Annotated in this window: 24 protein-coding genes; 8 read left to right on the top strand and 16 right to left on the bottom strand. The window is 61.1% G+C overall.

Annotation, left to right across the window (positions count from 1 at the left end):
* Window positions 1–7: 7 nt before the first annotated feature.
* Genes pip through cysS form a run of 5 tightly spaced genes read right to left on the bottom strand, consistent with a single transcriptional unit; the run spans window position 8 to window position 3,785 of the window.
* Window positions 8–967 (bottom strand): prolyl aminopeptidase, encoded by a 960-nt coding sequence (pip, locus tag AF71_RS09235; RefSeq protein WP_169681082.1) that lies wholly within the window; start codon window positions 965–967, stop codon window positions 8–10.
* Window positions 960–1,439: a GFA family protein gene (locus tag AF71_RS09230; RefSeq protein ID WP_169681081.1), complete on the bottom strand. Its 480-nt coding sequence runs from the start codon at window positions 1,437–1,439 to the stop codon at window positions 960–962. The genes pip and AF71_RS09230 overlap by 8 nt, the downstream gene beginning before the upstream one ends.
* Window positions 1,436–1,924, bottom strand: a complete 489-nt coding sequence (locus tag AF71_RS09225) for a GFA family protein (RefSeq protein WP_169681079.1) — start codon at window positions 1,922–1,924, stop codon at window positions 1,436–1,438. The genes AF71_RS09230 and AF71_RS09225 overlap by 4 nt, the downstream gene beginning before the upstream one ends.
* Window positions 1,921–2,397 (bottom strand): GFA family protein, encoded by a 477-nt coding sequence (locus AF71_RS09220; protein WP_018857394.1) that lies wholly within the window; start codon window positions 2,395–2,397, stop codon window positions 1,921–1,923. The genes AF71_RS09225 and AF71_RS09220 overlap by 4 nt, the downstream gene beginning before the upstream one ends.
* Window positions 2,394–3,785 carry a cysteine--tRNA ligase gene (gene cysS, locus AF71_RS09215; protein ID WP_025659838.1) on the bottom strand — a complete coding sequence of 464 codons (1,392 nt, stop codon included), beginning with the start codon at window positions 3,783–3,785 and terminating at the stop codon, window positions 2,394–2,396. The genes AF71_RS09220 and cysS overlap by 4 nt, the downstream gene beginning before the upstream one ends.
* Before the next feature lie 358 nt (window positions 3,786–4,143).
* Here cysS and AF71_RS09210 point away from each other — a divergent pair, with 358 nt between their 5' ends.
* Window positions 4,144–4,890, top strand: coding sequence for a GH25 family lysozyme (locus AF71_RS09210; protein WP_112666415.1), 747 nt, complete (start codon window positions 4,144–4,146; stop codon window positions 4,888–4,890).
* A gap of 7 nt (window positions 4,891–4,897) precedes the next feature.
* On the opposite strand, the gene AF71_RS09205 is transcribed toward AF71_RS09210, so the two are convergent.
* The 4 genes from AF71_RS09205 to radA all read right to left on the bottom strand — a co-directional run bounded on the left by AF71_RS09205 (window position 4,898) and on the right by radA (window position 9,508).
* Entirely contained in the window at window positions 4,898–5,641 is a 744-nt protein-coding gene (locus AF71_RS09205) for an SDR family NAD(P)-dependent oxidoreductase (protein ID WP_062369333.1), read from the bottom strand.
* Window positions 5,642–5,719: 78 nt separating this feature from the next.
* Window positions 5,720–7,210, bottom strand: coding sequence for an amidophosphoribosyltransferase (gene purF / locus AF71_RS09200; RefSeq protein WP_018857390.1), 1,491 nt, complete (start codon window positions 7,208–7,210; stop codon window positions 5,720–5,722).
* Between the two features lie 171 nt (window positions 7,211–7,381).
* Complete coding sequence (locus AF71_RS09195; RefSeq protein ID WP_169681077.1) at window positions 7,382–8,011, bottom strand: CvpA family protein; 630 nt, start codon at window positions 8,009–8,011, stop codon at window positions 7,382–7,384.
* 93 nt (window positions 8,012–8,104) lie between these two features.
* A complete protein-coding gene (gene radA, locus AF71_RS09190; RefSeq protein WP_018857388.1) occupies window positions 8,105–9,508 on the bottom strand; it encodes a DNA repair protein RadA in 1,404 nt (467 codons plus the stop codon).
* Between the two features lie 150 nt (window positions 9,509–9,658).
* Here radA and AF71_RS09185 point away from each other — a divergent pair, with 150 nt between their 5' ends.
* Window positions 9,659–10,294: a LysE family translocator gene (locus AF71_RS09185; RefSeq protein ID WP_169681075.1), complete on the top strand. Its 636-nt coding sequence runs from the start codon at window positions 9,659–9,661 to the stop codon at window positions 10,292–10,294.
* A 4-nt stretch (window positions 10,295–10,298) separates the two neighbouring features.
* Here AF71_RS09185 and alr read toward each other — a convergent pair whose 3' ends face one another.
* Complete coding sequence (alr, locus tag AF71_RS09180) at window positions 10,299–11,465, bottom strand: alanine racemase (RefSeq protein ID WP_169681073.1); 1,167 nt, start codon at window positions 11,463–11,465, stop codon at window positions 10,299–10,301.
* A 179-nt stretch (window positions 11,466–11,644) separates the two neighbouring features.
* Here alr and AF71_RS09175 point away from each other — a divergent pair, with 179 nt between their 5' ends.
* From AF71_RS09175 to AF71_RS09165, 3 genes are all read left to right on the top strand, one after another.
* Window positions 11,645–12,466 carry an AraC family transcriptional regulator gene (locus AF71_RS09175; RefSeq protein ID WP_025659832.1) on the top strand — a complete coding sequence of 274 codons (822 nt, stop codon included), beginning with the start codon at window positions 11,645–11,647 and terminating at the stop codon, window positions 12,464–12,466.
* A gap of 72 nt (window positions 12,467–12,538) precedes the next feature.
* Complete coding sequence (locus AF71_RS09170; protein WP_018857384.1) at window positions 12,539–13,243, top strand: AzlC family ABC transporter permease; 705 nt, start codon at window positions 12,539–12,541, stop codon at window positions 13,241–13,243.
* Window positions 13,240–13,542: an AzlD domain-containing protein gene (locus tag AF71_RS09165; RefSeq protein ID WP_018857383.1), complete on the top strand. Its 303-nt coding sequence runs from the start codon at window positions 13,240–13,242 to the stop codon at window positions 13,540–13,542. Before AF71_RS09170 ends, AF71_RS09165 begins: the two co-directional genes overlap by 4 nt.
* 31 nt (window positions 13,543–13,573) lie before the next feature.
* Here the strand turns inward: AF71_RS09165 and AF71_RS09160 are convergent, their stop codons facing one another.
* Entirely contained in the window at window positions 13,574–15,070 is a 1,497-nt protein-coding gene (locus tag AF71_RS09160; RefSeq protein ID WP_018857382.1) for a replicative DNA helicase, read from the bottom strand.
* A gap of 339 nt (window positions 15,071–15,409) precedes the next feature.
* Here AF71_RS09160 and AF71_RS09155 point away from each other — a divergent pair, with 339 nt between their 5' ends.
* From AF71_RS09155 to AF71_RS09145, 3 genes are read left to right on the top strand one after another with little or no spacing between them, the layout of a single operon-like run.
* Complete coding sequence (locus tag AF71_RS09155; protein ID WP_018116191.1) at window positions 15,410–15,853, top strand: MarR family winged helix-turn-helix transcriptional regulator; 444 nt, start codon at window positions 15,410–15,412, stop codon at window positions 15,851–15,853.
* Window positions 15,854–15,863: 10 nt separating this feature from the next.
* Window positions 15,864–17,546: an MFS transporter gene (locus tag AF71_RS09150; protein WP_169681071.1), complete on the top strand. Its 1,683-nt coding sequence runs from the start codon at window positions 15,864–15,866 to the stop codon at window positions 17,544–17,546.
* A gap of 15 nt (window positions 17,547–17,561) precedes the next feature.
* The gene (locus AF71_RS09145; RefSeq protein ID WP_018857380.1) at window positions 17,562–18,626 is read left to right on the top strand and encodes an HlyD family secretion protein; all 1,065 of its coding nucleotides are present in this window, start codon (window positions 17,562–17,564) and stop codon (window positions 18,624–18,626) included.
* A gap of 57 nt (window positions 18,627–18,683) precedes the next feature.
* Here the strand turns inward: AF71_RS09145 and rplI are convergent, their stop codons facing one another.
* The 5 genes from rplI to AF71_RS09120 all read right to left on the bottom strand — a co-directional run bounded on the left by rplI (window position 18,684) and on the right by AF71_RS09120 (window position 23,167).
* The gene (rplI, locus tag AF71_RS09140) at window positions 18,684–19,259 is read right to left on the bottom strand and encodes a 50S ribosomal protein L9 (protein WP_025659829.1); all 576 of its coding nucleotides are present in this window, start codon (window positions 19,257–19,259) and stop codon (window positions 18,684–18,686) included.
* A gap of 21 nt (window positions 19,260–19,280) precedes the next feature.
* Window positions 19,281–20,264 (bottom strand): DUF2232 domain-containing protein, encoded by a 984-nt coding sequence (locus AF71_RS09135; protein WP_018857378.1) that lies wholly within the window; start codon window positions 20,262–20,264, stop codon window positions 19,281–19,283.
* A 154-nt stretch (window positions 20,265–20,418) separates the two neighbouring features.
* Window positions 20,419–20,667: a 30S ribosomal protein S18 gene (gene rpsR, locus AF71_RS09130; RefSeq protein WP_004680498.1), complete on the bottom strand. Its 249-nt coding sequence runs from the start codon at window positions 20,665–20,667 to the stop codon at window positions 20,419–20,421.
* Between the two features lie 12 nt (window positions 20,668–20,679).
* Window positions 20,680–21,138, bottom strand: a complete 459-nt coding sequence (rpsF, locus tag AF71_RS09125) for a 30S ribosomal protein S6 (RefSeq protein ID WP_018857377.1) — start codon at window positions 21,136–21,138, stop codon at window positions 20,680–20,682.
* Window positions 21,139–21,391: 253 nt separating this feature from the next.
* Window positions 21,392–23,167 carry an adenylate/guanylate cyclase domain-containing protein gene (locus tag AF71_RS09120; protein ID WP_169681069.1) on the bottom strand — a complete coding sequence of 592 codons (1,776 nt, stop codon included), beginning with the start codon at window positions 23,165–23,167 and terminating at the stop codon, window positions 21,392–21,394.
* Window positions 23,168–23,336: the final 169 nt, after the last annotated feature.

The raw sequence follows: 23,336 nt of genomic DNA, 5'->3' as shown, positions 1-23,336 counted from the left end.
TGCCTCGTTATTGCTTTCCGGCGAACTTGTCCGTAGCCCGGATCAACTGGTCGAGGATGCCGGGCTCCGAATAAGCGTGTCCGGCGCCTTCGATCAGATGGAACTCAGCCTGCGGCCACGCCTTGTGCAGCAGCCAGGCGTATTTTGCCGGGCAGGGCATGTCGTAGCGGCCATGCACGATGACGCCTGGAATATCCTTCAGCTTGTAGGCATCGCGCAGCAGTTGGCCTTCGTCCATCCAGCCGGCATTGACGAAGAAGTGGTTTTCGATCCGGGAAAAGGCGTAGGCGAAGTCGGCATCCTCGAACTTGCCGCTGGTCGATTTTTCCGGCAGCAGCGTGATTGTCTCGCCTTCCCAGATGCTCCAGGCTTGAGCGGCCTCAAGGGCAACGGACCGGTCCGCACCAGTGAGCCGGCGATTGTAGGCCAGCATCATCTCGTGGCGCTCTTCGGGCGGGATCGGCGCGATGAAGCGCTCCCACTTGTCGGGGAACATTTCCGACACGCCGAACTGATAGTACCAGTCGAGCTCGGCTTTGGTCAGCGTATAGATACCGCGCACGACCAGTTCGGAAACGCGTTCCGGGTACGTCTCGGCATAAGCGAGCGCCAGCGTCGAGCCCCACGAACCGCCGAACACCTGCCACTTCTCGACGCCTGCCATTTCACGCAGTCGCTCGATATCGGCGACGAGATGCCAGGTGGTGTTGGCATTGAGATCGGCATACGGCGTGGACTTGCCGCATCCGCGCTGGTCGAACAGCAGCACATCGTAGAGTGCGGGATCGAACAGGCGGCGGTGGCTCGGAGAGAAGCCGCCGCCCGGTCCGCCGTGCAAGAAGACTGCCGGCTTTGCACCCGCTGTGCCCGAACGTTCCCAATAGATCTTGTGGCCATCGCCGACGTCGAGATGCCCTGAGGCATAGGGTTCGATTTCGGGATAGAGGGTACGGAGCACTTCAGTCATGTTCTACGCCTTCGGTTGGCCAGATTGCAGTATCGTAATCGGGATGCTGGAAGGAGATGATCGCCTCCTGCCGTGCATAAAAATCGGGTTCTTTGTGAATGCGTTGGTCGAAGATAGTCTCGACCCAGGGAATGCGGGCGTCGTAGTTGACTTGGATCTGCGGGGCCAGGTCGCTGCGCTCGTCGAACGTGCCGATCGCCAGTTCGAGGCCGCCCGGGTGGCGGTAGGTCATCGGCGTGCCGCAGTTCTTGCAAAAGCCGCGCTCGATATTGACCGACGACTGGAAATAGCTGGGTTCGCCGCGTGTCCACTCCATCCCCTCGTCAGGCGCGGTCACAAGGGCGGAAAAGAGGCCGCCGAACTGCTTCTGACACATGCGGCAATGGCAGATCGAGGGGCGGCCAAGCTTGCCGCTGGTGCGGAATCTGACCGCGCCGCATTGGCAGCCGCCGGTACGAATGGGTTCGCTCATGCTGACGCTCCGGTTGGCCAATGTGCTGTGTCGTGGTCGGGGTGCTGGTGATTGCTGGCGGCAATCGCGTTTTCGCTCTCGGGCGTTTCCGCTTCGGGCTCGATGGGCAGTACGTCGAGCTCATGAAACCAGCTCATCTTGCGTCCGGTGTTCGATTGCATCACCGGCTTGACGCTATCGGGATCGTCCAAGGAGCCGAGCACGATGTTGACGAAATCCGCATCCGGAACATCATAGAAAAGCGGCGTCCCGCAGTCGGCACAAAAGCCGCGGCGGACGATATCGGACGAGTGAAACCACTTCGGTTCGCCACGCGTCAGCGCAAAAACCCTTCGCTTGGCGGCGGCGAGCGGCATGAAGTAGTTTCCAGCCGCCTTCTGGCACATGCGGCAGTGGCAAAGGTGCGGATAGCCGAGTTCACCCACGACCTGGTAGCGAACCGCGCCGCATTGGCAACCTCCGCTCAGAGCCGCAGCTGTTGTCACGGGTTCCTCTCCTCGGGCCAGGTGGTCGTGTCGTGATCCGGATGCTGGTAGGAAACGATGTCGAGCACGAAGGGCGCAGCCTCAACGTCCTCTTCGGTCTCGCGCGCGGGCAACTCATGCAGGTGATCGACGAAGCCGATCTTGCGCTCCGTGCCGAACTGAATGACCGGCGGAAGCGCCGAGGGATCGTCGAAGGCGCCAGCCGCGATCGCCATGCCATCCGGCGCCTCGTATGTCAGTGGCGTACCGCAATCGGCGCAGAAGCCGCGCTCGACCAGGTTCGACGAGCGGAAGCGCTTGCGCTCGCCGCGCGTCCACTCGAACTCTGCGCCACGGACGGAAACCAGAGGTGCGTAGTAGGCGCCAAACGCCTTCTGGCACATGCGACAATGGCAGATGGATGAATCCTTCAAGGTTCCGCGAACCCGGAAGCGGATTGCTCCGCACTGGCATCCGCCGGTATAGGTGTTCATCTCTTCACCTCCCATGTCGTTACCCGCTCGCCAGTAGCCGGATCCTTGCCGTCCTTGAGCTGGATGCCTTCGGCAAGCAGCGTCTCGCGGATCTTGTCGGCCTCGGCGAAGTTCTTCGCCTTCAGCAATTCGAGCCGTACCTTCACGCGCCGGTCGATTTCGATCGCAACCGCCTCGTCGATCTCGGCCATCTCAGGAAGGACGCCGAGCAGCGCGGCACTCGCGGCGAACGTTGCGTGATCGCCGGACTGGGCAAGCGTATGCAGCGCCTGGATCGCCGCCACCGTGTTGAGGTCGTCGGCCAAGGCCCTGACCACCGTGGCATCGGGCTCTGCGCCCGCGGCATCGGCTGCTGGCCATTTGGCGAGAAGGCGCTCGGCTTCTTCCAGCCGCTTGACGGAAAAATCGATCGGCTCGCGATAATGAGTCATCAGCATTGCAAGGCGCAGCACGTCGCCTGGCCACTGCCGACCGCCGAACTTCTGAGTATGCAGCAGTTCATAGATGGTGACGAAGTTGCCTTCGGACTTCGACATCTTGCGGCCTTCGACTTGCAGGAAGCCGTTGTGCATCCAGACATTCGCCATGACCTTGGTGCCATGGGCGCAACGCGACTGTGCGATCTCGTTCTCATGGTGCGGGAAAATCAGGTCGAGACCGCCGCCGTGGATGTCGAAGACCTCGCCGAGATAGCGCTCGCTCATGGCCGAGCATTCGATATGCCAGCCGGGGCGGCCACGGCCCCAGGGGCTCTCCCAGCCTGGCTCGCTCTCGCTCGAGAGTTTCCAGAGCACGAAGTCGCCGGGGTTCTTTTTGTGCGCATCGACGGCGATGCGGGCTCCGGCCTGCTGTTCATCGAGATTGCGCTTCGAAAGCTGGCCATAGTCGACCATCGATTTCGTGTCGAACAGCACTTCGCCGGCCGCTTGATAGGCATGGCCCTTGGCGATCAGCTTCTCGATGATCTCGATCATCTGGGCGATGTTTTCTGTCGCCCGGGGCTGGATCGTCGGGTCGAGGCAGCCGAGCGCCTTTGCATCTTCGAGATATTGCGTCTCGGTCTTTTCGGTGACCAGGCGGATCGCCTCGTTCAGCGGCAAACCGGGATGGTCCCGCAGAGCCCTTGCATTGATCTTGTCATCGACATCAGTGATATTGCGCGCATAGGTGACGTGCTCGGCGCCATAGACGTGCCGGAGCAGGCGGAACAGAATGTCGAAGACAATGGCCGGGCGCGCATTGCCGATATGGGCGTAGTCATAGACGGTAGGGCCGCAGACATACATGCGCACGTTCTGCGGATCGATCGGCGCAAAGGCCGTCTTTTCGCGCGTCAGCGTGTTGTAAAGCTTCAGTTCCGGCTTCTTTGTGTCTGGCGCGCCGGCCATGTCTACTCTCCCAAATGCAATGATCCGAAAAAAATGCTGCTACCCGGCGGGCCGGGGCGTTTCTCATCTTGGACTTTTCAGGAGACGAAAACGGCCAGGCCAGCGAGCGCGCTAGCGAATAATCTTCCGGCAGATAATGCAGATAACCGTTTTCATGGCGGGTTTTATGGCGCGCTAACCCGGTTTGGTCAAGGGGGGTGAGAAGCGGTCCGGCCCCTAACCGGAGCAATCTATCCAGTGAATCGATTGCAGCGCCGAACGCCCGAAGCGCAAGCGCAGGGCCGGGCTGATGCCATCCGCCGCGACCTCACGAAATTCTGCTACAACGCGTCAAGGAAAACGAAAGACCATTGGAGTGATGAAAACCCTCTATCGAACAGTCCTCGCGGTGGTGATTCTAGCTGTCGCGGTCGCATCGTATCTGGCATACGATCGCGCCATGGCACCGTTCACACCTCCGACGCTTGCGGACTATCCCATACAGGGCGTCGACATCAGCCACCATCAGGGTGCCATAGATTGGCAAGCGCTGGCACGCCAGCCGAACGTCCGTTTCGCGATCATGAAGGCGACCGAGGGGGGCGACCACCGCGACAAGCGTTTTGCCGAAAACTGGAAGGCGGCGAGGGACGCCGGCATCGTGCGTGGCGCCTATCACTTCTTCACCTTCTGCCGCCCCGGCCGCGAACAGGCGCGCAATGTCATGGGAACCGTCCCGGTCGAAATGGATGCGATGCCGATCGCGATCGACCTCGAATTTACCGGAAACTGCGGCAAGGTGCCGACGCTCGAGGAGTTGAGCGCCGAGATCAGCGCGTTCTTTGATGAGCTGAATGGTGCCTATCCCGGCAAACCGATCTTCTACCTGAACCAGCAATTCTTCGATCAGTACCTGAAGGGCAACGAGGCACGTTTTCCTGATCACTATCTCTGGCTACGCAGCATCGGCCAGGCGCCGAAACGGGAGGACTGCGGCGGTTGGTCGATCTGGCAATTCGCTGACAACGGCGGGCTGGATGGCATTAAGGGTTCGGTCGACCTTAACGCGCTCTGCCCATCGGAAACAGGTTTCGCGCACCTGTTCCCGGCTCTGGCCGCCAAGTGAAGCGTGCTTATTCCGGTAGGCGGTAGTCGACGAGCTTGTTCTCGCGGACGATGAAGAGCTTACCGGTTTCGGTCACATCAGGGCCGACCAGCGGCAGGATCGCCTTGGCGACCTCGGAGGGATGCGGCAACGTCTCGGGATCTTCTCCCGGGACAGCCTGGGCACGCATAGCAGTGCGGGTCGCACCCGGATCGACACTGGTGATCCGAAGCGGCGTGCGCTGCGTTTCGCCAGCCCACGTGCGCGCCAGTGCTTCGACGGCTGCCTTGGAAGCGGAGTAGGGGCCCCAGAACGGACGACACTTGTGCGCAGCACCCGATGAGAGAATGACGGCGCGGCCGGCGTCGGAGCGCGAAAGCAGCGGATCGACCGAGCGGATCAGCCGCCATGTCGCGGTGACGTTGATGTTCATCACCTTCTCGAAGGTCTTTGCCTCGACATGTCCGATTGGCGAAATCACGCCGAGCACACCTGCGTTGGCGACGAGAATGTCGAGCTTGCCCCAGCGCTCGAAGATCGAGGCACCGAGCGCATCGATGGCGTTCATGTCGGCGAGGTCGAACGGGACGAGGGTAGCGGCGGAGCCACCAGCGGCCTTGATCGCATCATCGAGATCCTCGAGGCCGCCGACCGTGCGGGCGCAGGCAATCACATGCGCTCCGGCCTTTGCCAGCTCCAGCGCCGTGAAATAGCCGATACCTCGGGATGCGCCGGTAACGAGCGCGATCTTGCCTTCAAGGTTGATAGTCATTGTGCCCCGGTCCTGCGTCGCTGAAGAATTAAGGGGCGCAATAAGCGCCCCTTAATCAAATGTCAAAGCCAATGGCTGTCAGCCGTTGGTCGCGAGCAGGGAAACCTTGCGGCCCATCGTTTCGCCTTCCTTGTCGAGGAGGCGGGTCGGATAGTCACCGGTGAAGTAGTGGTCGGTAAACTGCGGACGGGCGTCATTGCGATCCTCGCCGCCGACGGCGCGATAAAGGCCGTTGATCGACAGGAATTCCAGCGAGTCCGCGCCGATATATTTGCACATGGCCTCTAGGCTGTCGTACTGGTTGGCGAGAAGCTTCTCGCGATCAGGCGTGTCGATGCCGTAGAAATCAGGATAATAGATCATCGGACTTGCGACGCGCAGGTGCACTTCCTTGGCACCGGCATCGCGGATCATTTGCACGATCTTCAGCGACGTCGTGCCGCGCACGACCGAATCGTCGACGAGCACGACGCGCTTGCCTTCGATCATCGCCCGGTTGGCGGAATGCTTCAGCTTGACGCCAAAGGCGCGGATCTGCTGCGTCGGTTCGATGAAGGTGCGGCCGACATAGTGGTTGCGGATGATACCGTATTCGAAGGGGATGCCGCTTTCCTGAGCATAGCCGAGTGCAGCCGGCGTGCCGCCATCCGGAACCGGAACGACGACGTCGGCGTCAACCGGGGCTTCTTTTGCAAGATTGATGCCCATGTTCTTGCGCGCGACATAGACGCTGCGACCGCCGACCACCGAGTCAGGGCGGGCGAAATAGACATATTCGAACAGGCAGAGGCGTTCCGGCTGGCCGTTACCGGCCTTGCGCGCGTCGATCGAGATTGAACCATCAGGCTGGATCTCGCAGATGATGACTTCGCCGTTCTCGACGTCGCGGATGAATTTCGCGCCGATGATATCGAGTGCACAGGTCTCGGAAGCGAAGATCGGCTTGCCGTCGAGTTCGCCCATAACCAGCGGGCGGATACCCGTGGGGTCGCGTGCCGCGATGAGCTTCGTGCGTGTCATGGCGAGCATCGAATAGCCGCCTTCCATCTGGCGAATAGCATCAATGAAGCGGTCGGCCGTGGAGGTGTAGCGCGAGCGGGCGATGAGGTGGAGAACCACTTCCGTATCGGAGGTCGACTGACAGATGGCGCCACCGGCGATCAACTGGCGACGAAGGGTCAGGCCATTTGTGAAGTTGCCGTTGTGGGCGATAGCGATGCCGCCGACTTCAAGTTCGGCGAAGAGCGGCTGCACGTTGCGGAGGGCGACTTCCCCGGTCGTTGAATAGCGGTTGTGGCCGATGGAGATGTTTCCGGGCAGGCGAGCAAGCGTGGTCGGATTGGTATAATGGTCGCCGACGAGACCCATGTGACGTTCGGAATAAAAGCGCAGTCCATCGAACGAGACAATGCCGGCTGCTTCCTGCCCGCGATGCTGAAGTGCATGCAGGCCGAGCGCGGTCAGGGTAGACGCATCGTCATGGCCAAGAATGCCGAAGACGCCGCATTCTTCGTGGAGGGTGTCTCCATCGAATTCGTCATTAAGCGTCAAGGAATGGGACTGGTTCATCGATGCGGGCCTTTGCTCTCACAAGAATGGATCGGCTTTCCATAGCATGACGCCGTGATCATGCGTTTTAAACGGCTGAGGCCCGGCAGAGCGGATGCCCGGCCGGACCTTTATTCACGTTCCGCTCAGATGGCAATTGCCAGGCGGCGGGTCAAGCTGTTGAACACTGCGTCAATTAGACGGCTGCTGTGCGCCGGTTGCAGGGACAGGAGCTGCATCTTCGGCTGGCGCCGCCTGGTCGGATGCCGGCGCGTTGCCGCTGTCAGTATTGCCGCCCTGCGGCTGAATTTTGTCCATCACGCTCGCCCGCACCATTTGCGCGAATTCCGCTGGTAGTACGGACTGCAACTTGACGACCATCGAGTCCAGGAACGGCTTCGACTTGGCGTTGTTCACCCAGGCCGGGCGGTGATCCGCGTCCACGAGCCAGTTCCAGAAGGCGACGGCCACGACGAGAAGAAGTATGCCCCTAGCCGCGCCGAAGAGAAAGCCCAAAGTGCGGTCCAGCGCCCCGATCCGGCTGTCGATGATGAAGTCCGCGATCTTCATGGTGATGAAGGAGATCACGATCAGCGCGATCAGGAACACGACAGCTGCCGAACCGACGAGCGCGATGCGGTCGTCGTCGGTGTACTTCTTCGCGTAGGGGACGAGGTAGGGATAGAAATAGTATGCGGCGGCTGCAGAGCCGCCCCAGCTTGCGATAGAAAGAACTTCGCGGGAGAAGCCGCGGACCATTGCAAGTACGGCGGAGAAAAGAACGACGCCGATGACAATACCGTCGAAAATCGTAATGGGCATATAAATTCAACTCCAGGACCGCCGTTTATATACGGCTTGGTCGCGCCTCATTGCGTGCTTCCTATAACATCACCGGTGTAGGCGATGAAAGGATCAAACCTCTTCTTCCACACGTCGCAGTGCGCCTTTCGAACCGGCAATGCGTGCAACCAGGTCCGGAAGGCTCTCGATCTCGCTCCAGCGACCGCCGGAACCCTTTGGCAGGTCGGCTGACGCCGAGGGAAGCAGCGCGGCAGAAAAGCCCAGCTTCTCGGCTTCTTTGAGGCGCTGGGACGTCTGTGAAACCGGCCGGACGGCGCCCGACAGGCTGACTTCGCCGAAATAGACACAATTGGCCGGCAGGGCAATACCGGCGAGCGATGAAACCAAGGCCGAGGCCACGGCGAGATCGGCCGCCGGTTCCGAGATGCGGTAACCGCCTGCAATGTTCAGATAGACGTCGTGCTGACCGAGCCGAACGCCGCAATGCGCCTCGAGTACGGCAAGGATCATCGACAGGCGCGCCGAGTCCCAGCCGACCACTGCGCGGCGCGGGGTGCCGAGCGATGTCGGGGCAACGAGCGCCTGCACTTCGACCAGGATCGGGCGCGTGCCCTCCATGCCGGCAAAGACGGCCGCTCCCGGTGATTTCTCGTTGCGCTCGCCAAGGAATAGCTCGGATGGATTGGCAACCTCGCGCAATCCCTTGTCCGACATCTCGAAGACACCGATCTCGTCCGTCGGCCCAAAGCGGTTCTTGACCGTTCGCAGGATGCGATAGTGGTGACCGCGATCGCCTTCGAAGTAGAGCACGGCATCGACCATATGCTCAACGACACGCGGCCCCGCGATCTGTCCGTCCTTGGTGACGTGACCGACAAGAACCATGGCTGCACCGGTCTGTTTCGCGAAGCGGATCATCGACTGAACGCCGGTGCGTACCTGCGTTACGGTTCCGGGCGCGGACTCGGCCAGTTCGCTCCAAAGCGTCTGGATCGAGTCGATGATCACGAGATCGGGCCGCTTGCCTTCGGCGACCGTCGCCAGAATGTCCTCCACATTGGTTTCCGCGGCGAGCAGCACATCGGTGTCGGCAGCCTGCAGGCGCTGCGCCCGCAGCCGTACCTGGGCGACCGCCTCTTCACCCGATACGTAGATGACGCGGTGGCCATGGCGCGATAGAGCTGCCGCTCCCTGCATCAGCAGCGTCGATTTGCCGATGCCGGGATCGCCGCCTATCAGCACGGCCGAGCCGCGCACGAAGCCGCCGCCGAGAGCCCGATCGAGTTCGGAAATGCCTGTGTGGATGCGTGGAGCTTCCTCGATTTCGCCTGACAGCGTCGTCAGGGTGACCGGCCGGCCCTTCTTCGGCGTCTTCGCCGGGCCGCCGCCGATGCCGCCCATCGGGTCTTCTTCGACGATGGTATTCCACTCGCCGCAGTTATCGCATTTGCCCGCCCAGCGGTTGTGGACCGCGCCGCAGCTCTGGCAGATGAAATGTGTCCTGGCCTTCGCCATCAATCATGCTTTCGGTTGGATGGCCGCAACGCGTCGCATCGAATCACTTTGATGGCTCAAATAATCATTCCCGGCACCGATCAAAACTAATGATTTCCCTATCAGGGGCTGCGGTGGCACCTGTTCTCCACTGTCTTGGAGGCCACGACGATGCTGGATTACTCGCTTGCGCATTGGATCGCGTTCTTGACCGCGGCGGTCCTGCTCAATCTGTCGCCCGGTCCGGACATGGCTTTCATTCTCGGCCACACCGTCAAAAGCGGCACGAGGACCGGCTTCGCCGCGCTGTTCGGCATCTGGACGGGCGCCGGCCTGCATGTGGCGATGGCGGCATTTGGTCTTTCGGCGATCCTCGCCGCCTCCTCGCTGGCCTTCTCGGTGGTGAAGTGGGTCGGCGCGATCTACCTCGTCTGGCTCGGCATTCAGGCATTGCGCTCGAAGGGCGGAGGAGGCCTGGTCAATGCGGCGAAGGATGTCCTGCCCTGGAGCCGCGTCTACAAGGAGGGCATCCTCGTTTCGCTGCTGAACCCGAAAGTCGCGGTCTTCTTCCTCGCCTTCCTCCCGCAGTTCGTGGTGGAGGGTGCCGGACCGACGTGGCTGCAGCTGGCGGTCCATGGCGTCTTCATCATTGTCGTTGCAGCCTTCATCGAGCCGCCGCTCATCCTGGCGGGAGGGCGCCTCGCCGATCTCATCAAACGCAGAAAGAGTATCGGCCTCTGGCTCGATCGCGGCCTTGGCGCGCTGCTGGTGGCACTGGGCGTGCGATTGGCGCTAACGACGCGCTAGGTCCTTAGTCTTCCTCGTGCAGGTAACGCCGCTCGTGCCGAAGGCCGATGCTGGTCAGGATTTCGTAGCCGATCGTACCCGCCGACCTAGCGACGTCGTCGACCAGCACGTTCTTTCCGAACAATTCCACGTAATCGCCTGCGCGCACTGCGTTTTCCGGAAGGTCAGTGACGTCGAAAATCGTCAGGTCCATGGTGATTCGGCCGGCAATGGGAATCTTCCGGCCAGCCAGGAAGCCATAACCTCCCTCGGGCACGACCTGTCGCAGTGGCACGCCACCGCTCGACTGGCTACGCAGGTAGCCATCGGCATAGCCCGCCGACACGACGGCGAGCCTGCTGTCGCGGGTCAGTTGCAAGGCACGGCCGTAGCCGACGAACTCGCCTGCCTTGGCCGTGCGCACCTGAATGATCCGCGCCTCGGCGGTCACCACCGGTCGCATCGGGTTCGCCAGGCCGTTGACCGCTTCGCCGCCATAGAGTGCTATGCCGGGGCGCGTGAGATCGAAGTGATAGTCGCTGCCGAGGAAGATGCCGCCCGACGCCGCAAGACTTGAATCGATGCCTTCATACGCCGCGCTAAACTGCCGAAATGATTCAAGCTGTTGCTTGTTCATCTCCGAGGAATGGTCGTCACTGCATGCGAGATGGCTCATGACGAGCACCGGCGCAAAACTTGCCGGGCGTGAAACGTCGTCAGCGAGCGCCATTGCCTCTTCAATGGAAAGGCCCAGCCTGTTGAAGCCCGTATCGACATTGAGCGCGCAGGGGTAGTCGCCGTAGTCGGCAAGAACCGCCATCCAAAAGGCGAGTTGCTCCTCCGATGAGATGACCGGGACGAGGTCGTTTTCGAAGAGCCGCCGCTCTGTACCAGGCCAGACGCCGGACAGGACAAAAATGCGGGCGTCGGGCGCATAAGGCCGAAGCGTCACGCCCTCATCGACGGTCGCCACGAAGAAATCGCGTGCGCCGGCCATGAAAAGCGCCTCGCCTGCGTCTTCGATCCCGGTGCCGTAGGCATCCGCCTTCACGACCGCGGAGGCTCGCGCCTTGCCGGAGCGCCGCGCCATGTCCTTCCAGTTTTCCGTCAGCGCCGTCAGATCGACGGTCAGGCGCAGGCCAGCGGAGTCGAATGGGTCTTCATCTTCGAAACTATCAACAAAATCAGTCATCGTGCTTCACAAAAATAGGGAGAGTGCTAGTCGGGTCGCAGTCTAGAGATCAATAAGGCAAAGTGGAAGCAAGCCAAGGAGATATCCATCTTGCGATCACTTTTGTTCAAGACGCAGGGGCGCGCCTGCAGTAGTTTGGTTCGATGGAGAACGTATCGCAGAAAGAGGCGGCCGACGCGATGCCGCTGGCAGGCATGGAGCGGGCACGGTTCTGGCGCGACCGGCGTTTCCGTAACATGGAGTGCCTGAGCGCGAGCTTCGTGACGCATGAATATGCGCCGCATGCCCATGACACCTTCTCGATCGGCGCGATCGAAAGCGGCACGCAGATCGCGACGATGAAGGGCGTCCGGGAGGAAACCGGCGCAGGCGATCTCTATCTCATCGACCCGGGCGTCGTGCATGACGGTGTGCCGGGTGGCGATGGCTATCGCTACCGAATGATCTATCCGGACACCAAACTCTTCGTCGATATCCTCGAAGACGTGACCGGCAAGGCCTTCAACGCCACCCCATCCTTCCCCAAGGAGCTTCTCAGCGATCCCGAGATGGCCGCCACCTTCCACGCCGCCCATCGCGTCTTGGAGAGCGGCGCCGGAGCGTTGGAATCCGAGGAGGCGATGTTTCGCGTGCTTGCTGCGATCTTCCAGCGTTACGGCAGCACGATCGTCGTGCCGGTGGACACCAAGGAGCGCACCGCAGTCGGCCGCGCGCGAGACTATCTGACCGACAATTTCGACAGCGACGTCGGGCTGGACGAATTGGCTAACGTCGCGGGTCTGAGTCGCGCGCATCTCATCCGGGCATTCCGGCGCGAATATCACATCACTCCGCATGCCTTCCTGACCGACAAGCGGGTGCGCGAGGCGCGCAAGCTGTTGCGGGCAGGGCAAGCGCCCGCCGATGTGGCGATCCAATGCGGTTTCGCCGACCAGGCGCACTTCACCCGCCATTTCAAGGCACGCACGGGCGTCACGCCGGGGCAGTATCGCGTGGGTTGATCACTTTCGTTCAAGACCATCGCCGTGCAACGGCTTAACACCCTCCGAACTTTCGCAGTTCTGGAGGTTTCAATGTTCACTCAAAGGCGACGGACAGACGATTTTCTTGCCGGGGCAAAGGCAATCCTGCCGCTCGTCGTCGCCGTCATTCCGATCGGTCTTGTCTTTGGCGCGGTTTCGGCCACGAAAGGGCTGTCTGCTCTCGAAGCCACTCTGATGAGCGCACTCGTCTTTGCCGGTGGCTCGCAGTTTGTCGCTATGGATATCTGGACGCACCCCGCCAGTTGGGCGGGCGTCGGATTTGCCGCCCTGCTTGTCAATATCCGCCATGTCCTGATGAGCGCATCGATCGGCACGAAGATGCAGGCCTTCTCGGGCTTGCGGAAGTATGCCGCCATGCTGTTCCTCGCCGATGAGATATGGGCGATCGCAGAGTTCCGTGTGGGCGTAGCGCGACTGACGCCATCATGGTTTGCGGGCGTCGCGGCGCCGTTCTATGCAGCCTGGGTCGGGTCGACCCTGGTTGGCGCATCGCTCGGGGCCTTCCTTGGCAACCCTGCCGCGATCGGGCTCGACTTCGCCTTTCCGGCAGTCTTCGTCGTGCTGACAATGGGTTTCTGGAAGGGACGCGCGACGGGCTCGGTGCTCGCCGCCAGTGCGCTGGCCGCTGTTCTGGTGCACCAATTCGTGCCCGGCGTTTGGTACATCGCAGCTGGGGCCCTCGCTGGACTTGCCGCGGCGCTTTGGACAGGCAAGACAAAGGCAGTCACGGCATGACCCTGGACTTACATACGCTTCTTGCGATCCTCGCCATGGCGGCTGCAACGGTGCTGACCCGCATGAGCGGCCTGTTTCTCCTTCGCCATGTCGAGATGACGGAACAGACTCGCACGGCCATCGAGGCGATACCGCCAGCGGTTCTGATGGCTGTCATCGCGCCCACCGCCTTTGCGACAGGCTGGGCCGAAACGGCGGCCTCCCTGGTGACGGCGCTCGCAGCGCGGCGGCTGCCGATGCTCGCAAGTGTTGCCGTCGGTGTGGCGACCGTTGCCATCCTGCGAACTGCCGGCTTGTAGATCGAGCAGTGTGCTCACGGAAAGGGTCCCGTCAGTGCTCTTCGTACTGAATGAAGGAGGGATCGGCGAGGTCGGCGAATCGGGTGAATTCCGATTGGAAGGCGAGCTTCACCGTACCGGTCGGCCCGTGGCGCTGCTTGGCAATGATGACGTCGGCCGTACCCTTCACCTTGTCGAACAGCGCTTCCCATTCGGCATACTTCGGATCGTTCGGATCGCGCGGCTCGAGGTTCTTGACGTAGTATTCCTCACGGAACACGAAGAGCACGACGTCGGCGTCCTGCTCGATCGAGCCGGATTCACGAAGGTCGGAAAGCTGCGGGCGCTTGTCGTCGCGGCTTTCGACCTGACGCGACAGCTGGGAGAGTGCAATGATCGGAACGTTGAGTTCCTTACCGAGCGCCTTCAGGCCCGTCGTGATCTGGGTGATTTCCTGCACGCGGTTTTCGCCTGATTTGCCCGAGCCGGTCATCAGCTGGATGTAGTCGACGACCAGGCAATCGAGGCCGCGCTGGCGCTTCAGGCGGCGGGCGCGGGCGGAAAGCTGCGCGATCGAGATACCACCGGTCTGGTCGATATAGAGCGGCACCTTCTGCATCATCATCGAGCAGGCAACGAGCTTTTCGAAGTCGGCATCGTTGATGTCGCCGCGGCGGATCTTCGAGGAGGAGACTTCCGTCTGTTCCGAGATGATACGGGTGGCCAGCTGTTCGGAGGACATTTCGAGCGAGTAGAAGCCGACGACGCCGCCGTTCTTGGCCTTGTAGCTGCCATCGGGCTGCACTTCGCCTTCATAGGCAGCCGCGATATTGTAGGCGATGTTGGTCGCTAGCGAAGTCTTGCCCATACCCGGACGACCGGCAAGCACGATCAAGTCAGAACGCTGCAAACCGCCCATTTTGCCGTCAAGCGAATGGATGCCGGTGGAGATGCCGGACAGACCCCCGTCGCGCTCCTTGGCGACGGCTGCCATGTCGATCGCAAGCGCCACGGCATCGTTGAAGGACTGGAAGCCGCCATCGTAGCGGCCGTTCTCGGCGAGTTCGAACAGACGACGTTCCGTATCTTCGATCTGTGTCTGCGGCGGCATGTCGAGCGGGGCGTCATAGGCGATGTTGACGACGTCTTCGCCGATGGTGATCAGCGCGCGACGCAGCGCCAGATCGTAGATCGCGCGACCATAGTCCTCGGCATTGATGATGGTGACGGCTTCGCGGGCAAGACGCGCCAGATATTCGGAGACCGTCATGTCACCGACCTTTTCCTCAGCCTTGAGGAAGGTCTTGATCGTCACCGGATTGGCGATCTTGCCCATGCGGATGATGTCGCCCGCGACTTCGAAAATCTTGCGATGCAGCGGTTCGTAGAGATGGATCGGCTTCAGGAAGTCCGACACCCGATAATAGGCGTCGTTGTTCATCAGGATCGCGCCGAGAAGCGCCTGTTCGGCCTCGATATTGTTCGGGGCTTCCCGGTAGTGCTGCTCCGCGGGAGCAACGGCGGCAATCTTTCGAGCGACGTCGTTCATCTTGATCCGTTCTGTCTTGTTCAGCTTCGGGTGTGGCGCGCGCGCGCGACAAAATCAAGTGCGGAAGAGAGAAGACGCCAATGCCGCCGTCGATACAGGGGAGCTTTGCCCATTGTTCGACTTCTCCACAGTCTCACTTGCGGTTAATGCAAAAATACCGAAAGTGTCACCTGCGGAACACGGCCAAAACGACTCACTTCCATTGTGCCTTATTTGGTAGTCTAGGCCTGTCGGAGGAGACTTGCATCCGAGCAGGCGCGTCGGCACTTGAAAAACAACGGAAAATAATATAGGTAGTAAGGATATAATTAGTGCACTAACAAAATGGGGCTGAAATATATGGCAAAACCCACCCTTGGGCGTGAGCTAATCGAAGACCTTGCTGCCTTCAATCGCAAGCTTAGGGCCGTCTTCGACAAGATAGTGCGGGAGCGCAGCATGACGTTGCCGCGCGCCCGGGTCTTCTTCACGCTCAACAAGAAAGATGGGATCAATCAGCGCGAACTTGCCGAACGGCTGGAGCTGGAGACGCCAACGCTCGTCAGGATCCTCGATGCGATGGAAGCGCAGGGCTTCGTGCAGCGGCGCGTGGCCGGCTCCGATCGCCGTGCCAAGGAAATCTACATCACCGAGACCGGCAAGGTCGTGGCGGGTGAGATTGAAGACATCGCAGTAAAAGTGCGGGCGCAGGTCATTGCCGGTATTCCCGAAAGCGATCTGAAGACTACTTTGGACGTGATACGGGCCATGCAAGCCAACCTGCAGGGCATTCGGGGAATTTGAGGTCCTGCCGATGAGCCTCGCCCAGACCGCCAACGACAATGTGGCGCCAAGGCCAGCCGGGGAGGCGAAGCCGGACACGCAACCGATGCCGTCGCCGCCTCCAGCGGCGGGCGTACCGATGCCGGCCTGGAAAATGCCGCTCTACATGGCGGCGTCGGTCCTGCTTTTTCTGACGCAGGGCCTCGGCATGAACCTGCTCACCGCCAATATCTATCAGCTGCAGGGTTCGTTTTCGGCGACCACGACTGAACTCTCCTGGCTGTCGGCGGCTTACATGGCGCCTTACGCCAGCATGTCGATTGCACTCTTCAAGATCCGTAGCCAATACGGCCTTCGCCGTTTCGCTGAACTCGGCATTATCTGCTTCGTCGCTGCGGCGGTGCTCAATCTTCTTATCACCGACCTGCATTCCGCAATCGTCGTGCGCACGCTGAGCGGCATGGCTGCAGCACCGCTGTCGACGCTCGGCTTCCTCTACATGCTGGAGCCTTTCCCCCAGGAAAAGAAGCTCTCGCTGGGGATCAGCCTTGCGCTGATGTGTACGTTGTTTGCTTCGCCGGTGGCGCGCATCGTCTCGCCCTCGCTGCTTCATTTCGGCGGCTACCAGGCGCTCTATATGTTCGAGATGGGGCTCGCGCTCGTCGCCTTTCCAATCATCTATCTGCTGCCGCTCACAGCACCGCCGCGGGCCAATGTCATCCAGCGGCAGGATATAGTGAGCTATCTCCTGCTGGCGGTCGGCTTCGGATGTCTCGCCGTCGTATTGACGCTTGGCCGGCTCTATTGGTGGTTCGAGGCGCCGTGGATCGGCGTGCTGCTGGCGGTGTCGGTCGGCTCGCTTGCGCTCATGCTCGCCATGGAGTTGCCACGCGCCAGTCCCCTGATCGATTTCCGCTGGCTGTTCACCGGCGCGAACCTGCGGATGGCAGGCGTCCTGCTGCTCTTCCGCTTCGTCTCCTCCGAGCAGTCGTCAACCGCTGCCAATTTCTATCAGCAGCTCGGGCTTCTGAACGATCAGACCGTGACGCTCTACGCGATCATTCTCCTCGCCTCGTTGGTTGGTGGTCTTTTCTGCGCATTTCTGATGACGACCCGTTACGTCGAGACCGCCCACGTGCTGGCGCTCGCCCTTATTGCAGCCGGCGCCTTCATGGACAGCCAGTCGACGAGCCTGACGCGTCCGCCTCAGATGTATCTGAGCCAGGCGATGGTCGCCGCCGGTGCGGCGATGTTCCTGCCGCCTGTCATGGCGAATGGCTTCAAGGCGGCGATCTCCCGCGGCGTGCAGTATATCGTGAATTTCCTGGTGATCTTCGTCTTCACGCAGAGCATTGGCTCGCTCTTTGCCTCGGCGATGCTCGGGACTTTCGTGACGATCCGGGAGAAGTTCCACTCGAACGTGCTCGTCGAGCATATTCTGCTGCAAGATCCGATCGTGGCGCAGCGCATCTCCCAGATGAGCGCGGCCTACGGCAAAGTGCTTGGCGACAAGACGCTGCTCAACGCGGAGGCCCTGATGTTGCTCGCGCAGCAGGTCAGCCGCGAGGCCTATATTCTCGCCTACAACGATACGTTCCTTGTCATCGGCTACTCCTCCGTCTTCGGCCTGATCGTCATTCTTCTGCATCAAGCGTGGCGCCGGCTGCCGTGGTCAGGGACAGGCCAGTCCGATGCAATCCCCGCTCAATCGTGATCTCAGGGCGTCAGCATGTTGAAATTTCTTCGGTCCCCCTCGACCATCATCGCAGTGCTCGCCGGCATCGCCGGCGTCCTTCTCGTTCTCTATGCATGGCGCCTTCCGCCGTTCGTCACGTCAGTGGAGACGACCGACAATGCCTATGTTCGAGGCTACGTCACGATCTTGAGTCCACAGGTGAGCGGCTATGTCGTCGATGTGCCCGTGAAGGACTATCAGCAGGTCAAGCAGGGCGACACGCTCGCCCAGATCGATGACCGCATTTACGTCCAGAAGCTTGCCCAGGCGCGTGCTGCGCTCGACGGGCAGAAGGCGTCGCTCGAGAATTCCCGCCAGTCCGAGCTTGCGGCAAAGGCGAGTATCGCCTCCAGCGAGGCGCAGATCGATAGCGCGAACGCAGCGTTGACGCGCGCGCAGCAGGCCTGGGATCGCGTAAACAACCTCAGCAACCGCGGGATCGCATCGCAGAGTGAGACAGAGGCCGCACAGGCGACGCTTGACCAGGCAAAGGCCGCCCTGAACCAGGCGAAGGCCGCACTCGAGGTTTCCAAGCAAAACCTTGCGACGATCATCGTCAACCGTTCGCTGCTGGAAGCCAACGTCTCAAGCGCTGAAGCCGTGGTGCATCTGGCGGAAATCGACCTCCAGAACACCAGGATCCTGGCGCCACGCGACGGTCACCTCGGCGAAGTCGGGGTTCGAATCGGGCAGTACGTGACGGCCGGCACGCAGCTCATGGCGGTCGTGCCGGAGGACGTCTGGGTCGTCGCGAATTTCAAGGAAACGCAGCTTTACGGCATGCAGGTCGGCCAGCCGGTAACCATCACCGTCGATGCGCTCGGCAGGCGGCAGCTGAGGGGGTACATCGAGCGCTTCTCGCCGGCCGCCGGATCGGAGTTCGCGGTCATCAAGGCTGACAATGCGACCGGCAATTTCGTGAAGATCGCGCAGCGTGTCGGCGTGCGCATCCGCTTCGATCCCGACCAGCCGGCAGTCAAGGACTTGGGCCCGGGTCTCTCGGTCGTCGTCGATGTCGACAAAAGTGCCGCGCCGCAACAGAACACAGCATCCAAATAAGCAGAAAGCCCGGCGTGAGCCGGGCTTTCGTACATTCCAGAGAGGTTTCTCTGAAGATTAAGCTTCGTCGCCTTCGAGGTCGGCTTCCGGATCGAAGAAGTCTTCCGGACGCAGGGCGTCTTCGTCAACGCCGTAGATGGCATCGACGGAGGTGAGGGTTTCGCCCTTCGCCTGACGGCCAGCTTCTTCAGCCGAACGCGCAACGTTGAGCTCGACGTGAATTTCGACTTCAGCGTGGAGCTGCAGTTCAACCTTGTGCAGGCCGATCGACTTGATCGGGGTGTTCAGGTGAACCTGGTTGCGGCCGATGTTGAAGCCTTCGGCAGCGAGGATTTCAACGACGTCGCGAGCAGCAACCGAGCCGTACAGCTGGCCGGTTTCGCCAGCCGAGCGAACGACGATGAAGGACTTGCCGTCGAGAACGTCAGCAACCTTCTGTGCTTCCGACTTGCGCTCGAGGTTACGAGCTTCGAGCGTTGCGCGCTCGGATTCGAAACGCTTCTTGTTGGCTTCGTTGGCGCGAAGAGCCTTGCCGAGCGGCAGGAGGTAGTTACGAGCGAAGCCGTCGCGAACCTTTACGGTTTCGCCCATCTGGCCGAGCTTGGAGATGCGTTCAAGAAGAATGACTTCCATGTTGGTGTTCCTTTCGTGTCTTTAGATTTTCGTGTCTGTCTGTTTGGGGGCATCGACATCCTTGTTCGGGGTCAGTGCGATCGCCTTGCGGGTATCGCTCAGTCCCACCACGAGGATGAAAAAGGCTGGCACCATCAGGACGAGCGATGCCAGGTAGCAGAGGATGAGTGCCGGCAGGCGCCAATCCTTGCCGCGCGTGCGGAAGTGCAGCGCGGCGAAGCCGGAAAGCAGGAAGCCGGCGCCGAAGGTGCCGACGACGGTTGCTCCGATCATCGCCGGTATGCCGCCGAAGAACGTGGCGGCAAGCCCAACGAGAAAAACGAAGATTGAATTGCGGTTCATGCGCAGTGCCGAAGGAATGTCCTCACGCGGACGCAGACCACGGCCGGATGCACTGACGATCCGGGTTGCGATGTGGTAGGCGGAAAACAGCATGACCACCCACATGCCGCCCTGGATGGCAGGCAGCATGAGCAGGACCAGCGATTTGGTTTGTGCCGTCACTGCCGGATCGGGCGAAAACTCTGGCTGCTGCTGCGCAAGCGAGCCGAACAGGACATCGACCAGCCGGTCGATGAGCTCAGGACCGTAACCGATCATCACGCCAACGACGATCACCGCGATGGTGACGAGGCCGCAGAGATGCAGCAGGATATCCGAAAGCGGATACCAGGCCATCAGATGCTCAGGCCCGCCAAGCTCCGAGGCGGGACGGGCAAGATTCGCAAGGTGGCTGAGCCACCCGGCCGGAAGCAGCGTGACCAGCGTCATCATCAGCGCGAAGGACGGCGAGATGGCGATCGCGCCGACTACAGCGGCTGCGACGACGGCAGAGATTGCCGCCATGTTGCCCCAGCCGAGGCCGACGAGAAGAATGGGAAGTGCCGAAGCAGCGTAGAGGACCGCGCTGAACGACGGCTGCAGGCTCGCGCCGAGCACCAGAAGTGCTGCGGTCACTCCGGCGAGTGCGCCAATGCTTAGCGTTTTTGTGTTCAGTCGGTTCACGGTCGCTGTCCTGCTTCATCGAGCAGTTAGAGGGTTCTTCTGAACAGCTTCAGAAAAGCCTCAACATGGGTTTTAAGAGTTCCGATCCGCGCCCATCGCGAAAGGGAGAAGGGAAGGCACTGCTGCCTTCCCTCGATTTGGTCTCGTCGGCTGATTAAGCGACGACGTACGGCAGCAGGCCAAGGAAACGAGCGCGCTTGATCGCCTGGGCGAGTTCGCGCTGCTTCTTCTGGGAAACAGCCGTGATACGGGAAGGAACGATCTTGCCGCGCTCGGAAATGTAGCGCTGCAGGAGACGAACGTCCTTGTAGTCGATGCGCGGAGCGTTTGCGCCGGAGAACGGGCAAGTCTTGCGACGACGGTGGAACGGGCGACGAACCGGAGCGGAGGAAGCTTCAGACATTCTTAGATCTCCTTATGCACGGTCTTCGCGGGGAGCACGGTCCGGACGCGGACCACGCTGGAAGTCGCCATCCCGGCGCGGCGGACGGTCGCCGAACTCGCGGCGCGGGCCACGGTCGCCGCCTTCACGCGGGCCGCGGTCGTCGCGGTCGCGCTTCTGCATCATGGCAGACGGGCCTTCTTCGTGCTTTTCAACAGCGATCGTCATGTAGCGCAGGACGTCTTCGCTGATGCGCATCTGACGTTCCATTTCCTGCACGGCAGCAGCCGGGGCGTCGATGTCGACGAGAACGTAGTGAGCCTTGCGGTTCTTCTTGATACGGTAGGTGAGGGACTTGAGGCCCCAGTTTTCTACGCGCCCGACCTTACCGCCGTTAGCTTCGATAACACCCTTGTACTGTTCTACGAGGGCATCAACCTGCTGAGCGGAAATATCCTGTCGGGCAAGGAATACATGTTCATAAAGAGCCATGACAGCTTTGCCTTTCTTGCGTTTATTCAACCCGATATTCGGCGGCTAAGCCTCAACGACTGCTCCTGAATGGGCGGACCCAGGCAAGAAAAGCGTTTCCGAGACGGTCGAGAGCGGAGACACGGGAGGCTGGAACGCTTCCGTTCCGAACGATTTCCCGTAGGAAACCGGCCCTCCGTTCAGCCACCAGCCAGAAGACCGGGTTTGCGAACAGGGCGCTTATACGGATTTTTGGCGGAAACGCAAGGGACAGTCAGCAATGTTCTCGTTGCGAGTTCAACGACGGTAGCCCGGCCTTGCGCAGCCCGTCGACGAAATGGTCGTAGTGACCGGGGTCGACGTAGGGCGTCAGGATCTTCCAGTAATGCTCCAGGTCGGCGGGGACATTCGCGAGAATTTCCGGGATCAGGCGCTGTGCCTCCTCGCGCCGCTGCAATTGCCCCAGGCTTGCAAGAAGAACGACGCGATTGAAATAGGCGCGTCGCAGGGAAAGGCCGCGCTCGGAATAGTGGATCGCTTCCTCGTAGTTGCCGAGATGGTAGTTCGACAGCGCCAGCCGGTCGAGGATGAGGTAGGCCAGGGGATCATGCGGGCTGAGCCGCAGGGCCATATGGAGTGGATCGCAAGCTGCCGCAAAGTGGCCAGTGAAGATTCTGGCCCACCCAAGTCCCATATGCGCCAGCGCGAAATTGGGATTGAGATCGATCGCCTGCTGTGCCTCTTCTACTGCGGCCGGGGCGTTGTGAGCGACGAAATGGCCAAGACACATGGCGTAGTGGGAATAGGGATCGCGCGGATCGAGCGCCACTGCGCGCTCTGCCTCCGCCCGAAGTTCCGTGCTGTCCCTGTCGACATCGCTGCTGAAGCCGTGGAAACAGCGCGCGTAGAGCGAGCGAGCCAGCATCATGTGAGCGCGTGCGAATTCGGGGTCGAGCTCGATGGCTCGGCGATGCCAGGCTATGGATTCGATGAAGTGTTCGGCGGTATCCTGGGCATTGTGGAGCCATGTGCCGCGCATATGGCTTTCATAGGCATCAAGATTGTCCGTCGTTCTAAGCAGTGCCCGGCGGCTTTCGCCTATCAGGATTTCCGGCTCGATGGCGCCGACGACATTTTGGGTGAGCTCGTCCTGGATGGCGAAGATGTCGGCGATTTCGCGGTCGTAGCGCTGTGCCCAGAGGTGAACGCCGCTCTCCGCTTCGATCAGCTGCCCCGTGACGCGGACCCGCGTCCCGGACCTGCGCACACTACCCTCCACGAGATAGCGGACACCGAGATCGCGTCCAATCTGCTTCACGTCGACGGCCCGCCCCTTATAGGCGAAGGAAGAATTCTGGGCGATGACGAAAAACCAGCGGTAGAGCGAAAGCGCGGTGATGATGTCTTCGGTCAAGCCATCGGCGAAGAACTCCTGCTCTGGGTCATCGGACATGTTGACGAAGGGCAATACCGCAATCGAGGGTTTGTCAGGCAGTCGGAGCGGCCCCCCGAGCGCGCCGCCCTCCACGGGGTCCTCGCCGGTCCAGTCGACCTTATGCACAGGCACCGGGCGCGGAATGTTCTTCAGCGTACGATCGCCCATCGGCACGAGAGGGAAGTCCAGCTTCCCTTCGATCTGCTCGCGCAAGGCGCCAGAGATGCAGATACCCGAAGGTAGCGCCACCTCCTGAAGGCGGGCGGCGACATTCACCCCGTCGCCGAGCAGGTTATCGCCGGAAACCACGACGTCCCCGAGATTGAGCCCGAGGCGAAACTCCATTCGGCGATCCACAGGCAAGTCGGCGTTTCGGCGATTGAGCGCGCGCTGGATGGCGACCGCTGCGCGAACGCCTTGCACTGCGCTGTGGAATTCCGCCACCACGCTGTCTCCGGAGCTGCCGAAAATCCGCCCGCCATGCTCGCAAACGAGGTCACCAATCGTGGTGCTGTAGACGCTCAGGGTCGCAAGCGCATCCTCCTCGTTGGCTGCAACAAGGCGGCTGTAACCGGCCACGTCGCCGGCAAGGATGACTGCGAGCTTCCGTTCCACGGAATGAGCTCCCCGCGGCCCTACACAGAGCCCTATAAACGTAGCTGAATTGCGCAGGACGGAGAAGCGGAAATTGCCGCGCGGGCAAAGTTCTCGAAACTTGTCGTTGTGGCGACTTGCGTGGGGCGGGCCCCGATGCAATGGTTTCAGGGCAGTGATCTGGCCGTCG

This window comes from Rhizobium sp. 57MFTsu3.2, from assembly GCF_012932765.1.
Taxonomy (GTDB): domain Bacteria; phylum Pseudomonadota; class Alphaproteobacteria; order Rhizobiales; family Rhizobiaceae; genus Rhizobium; species Rhizobium altiplani.
Note: the sequence above shows the minus strand (reverse complement) of the source record. Positions and strands in the feature narration are given on the sequence as shown.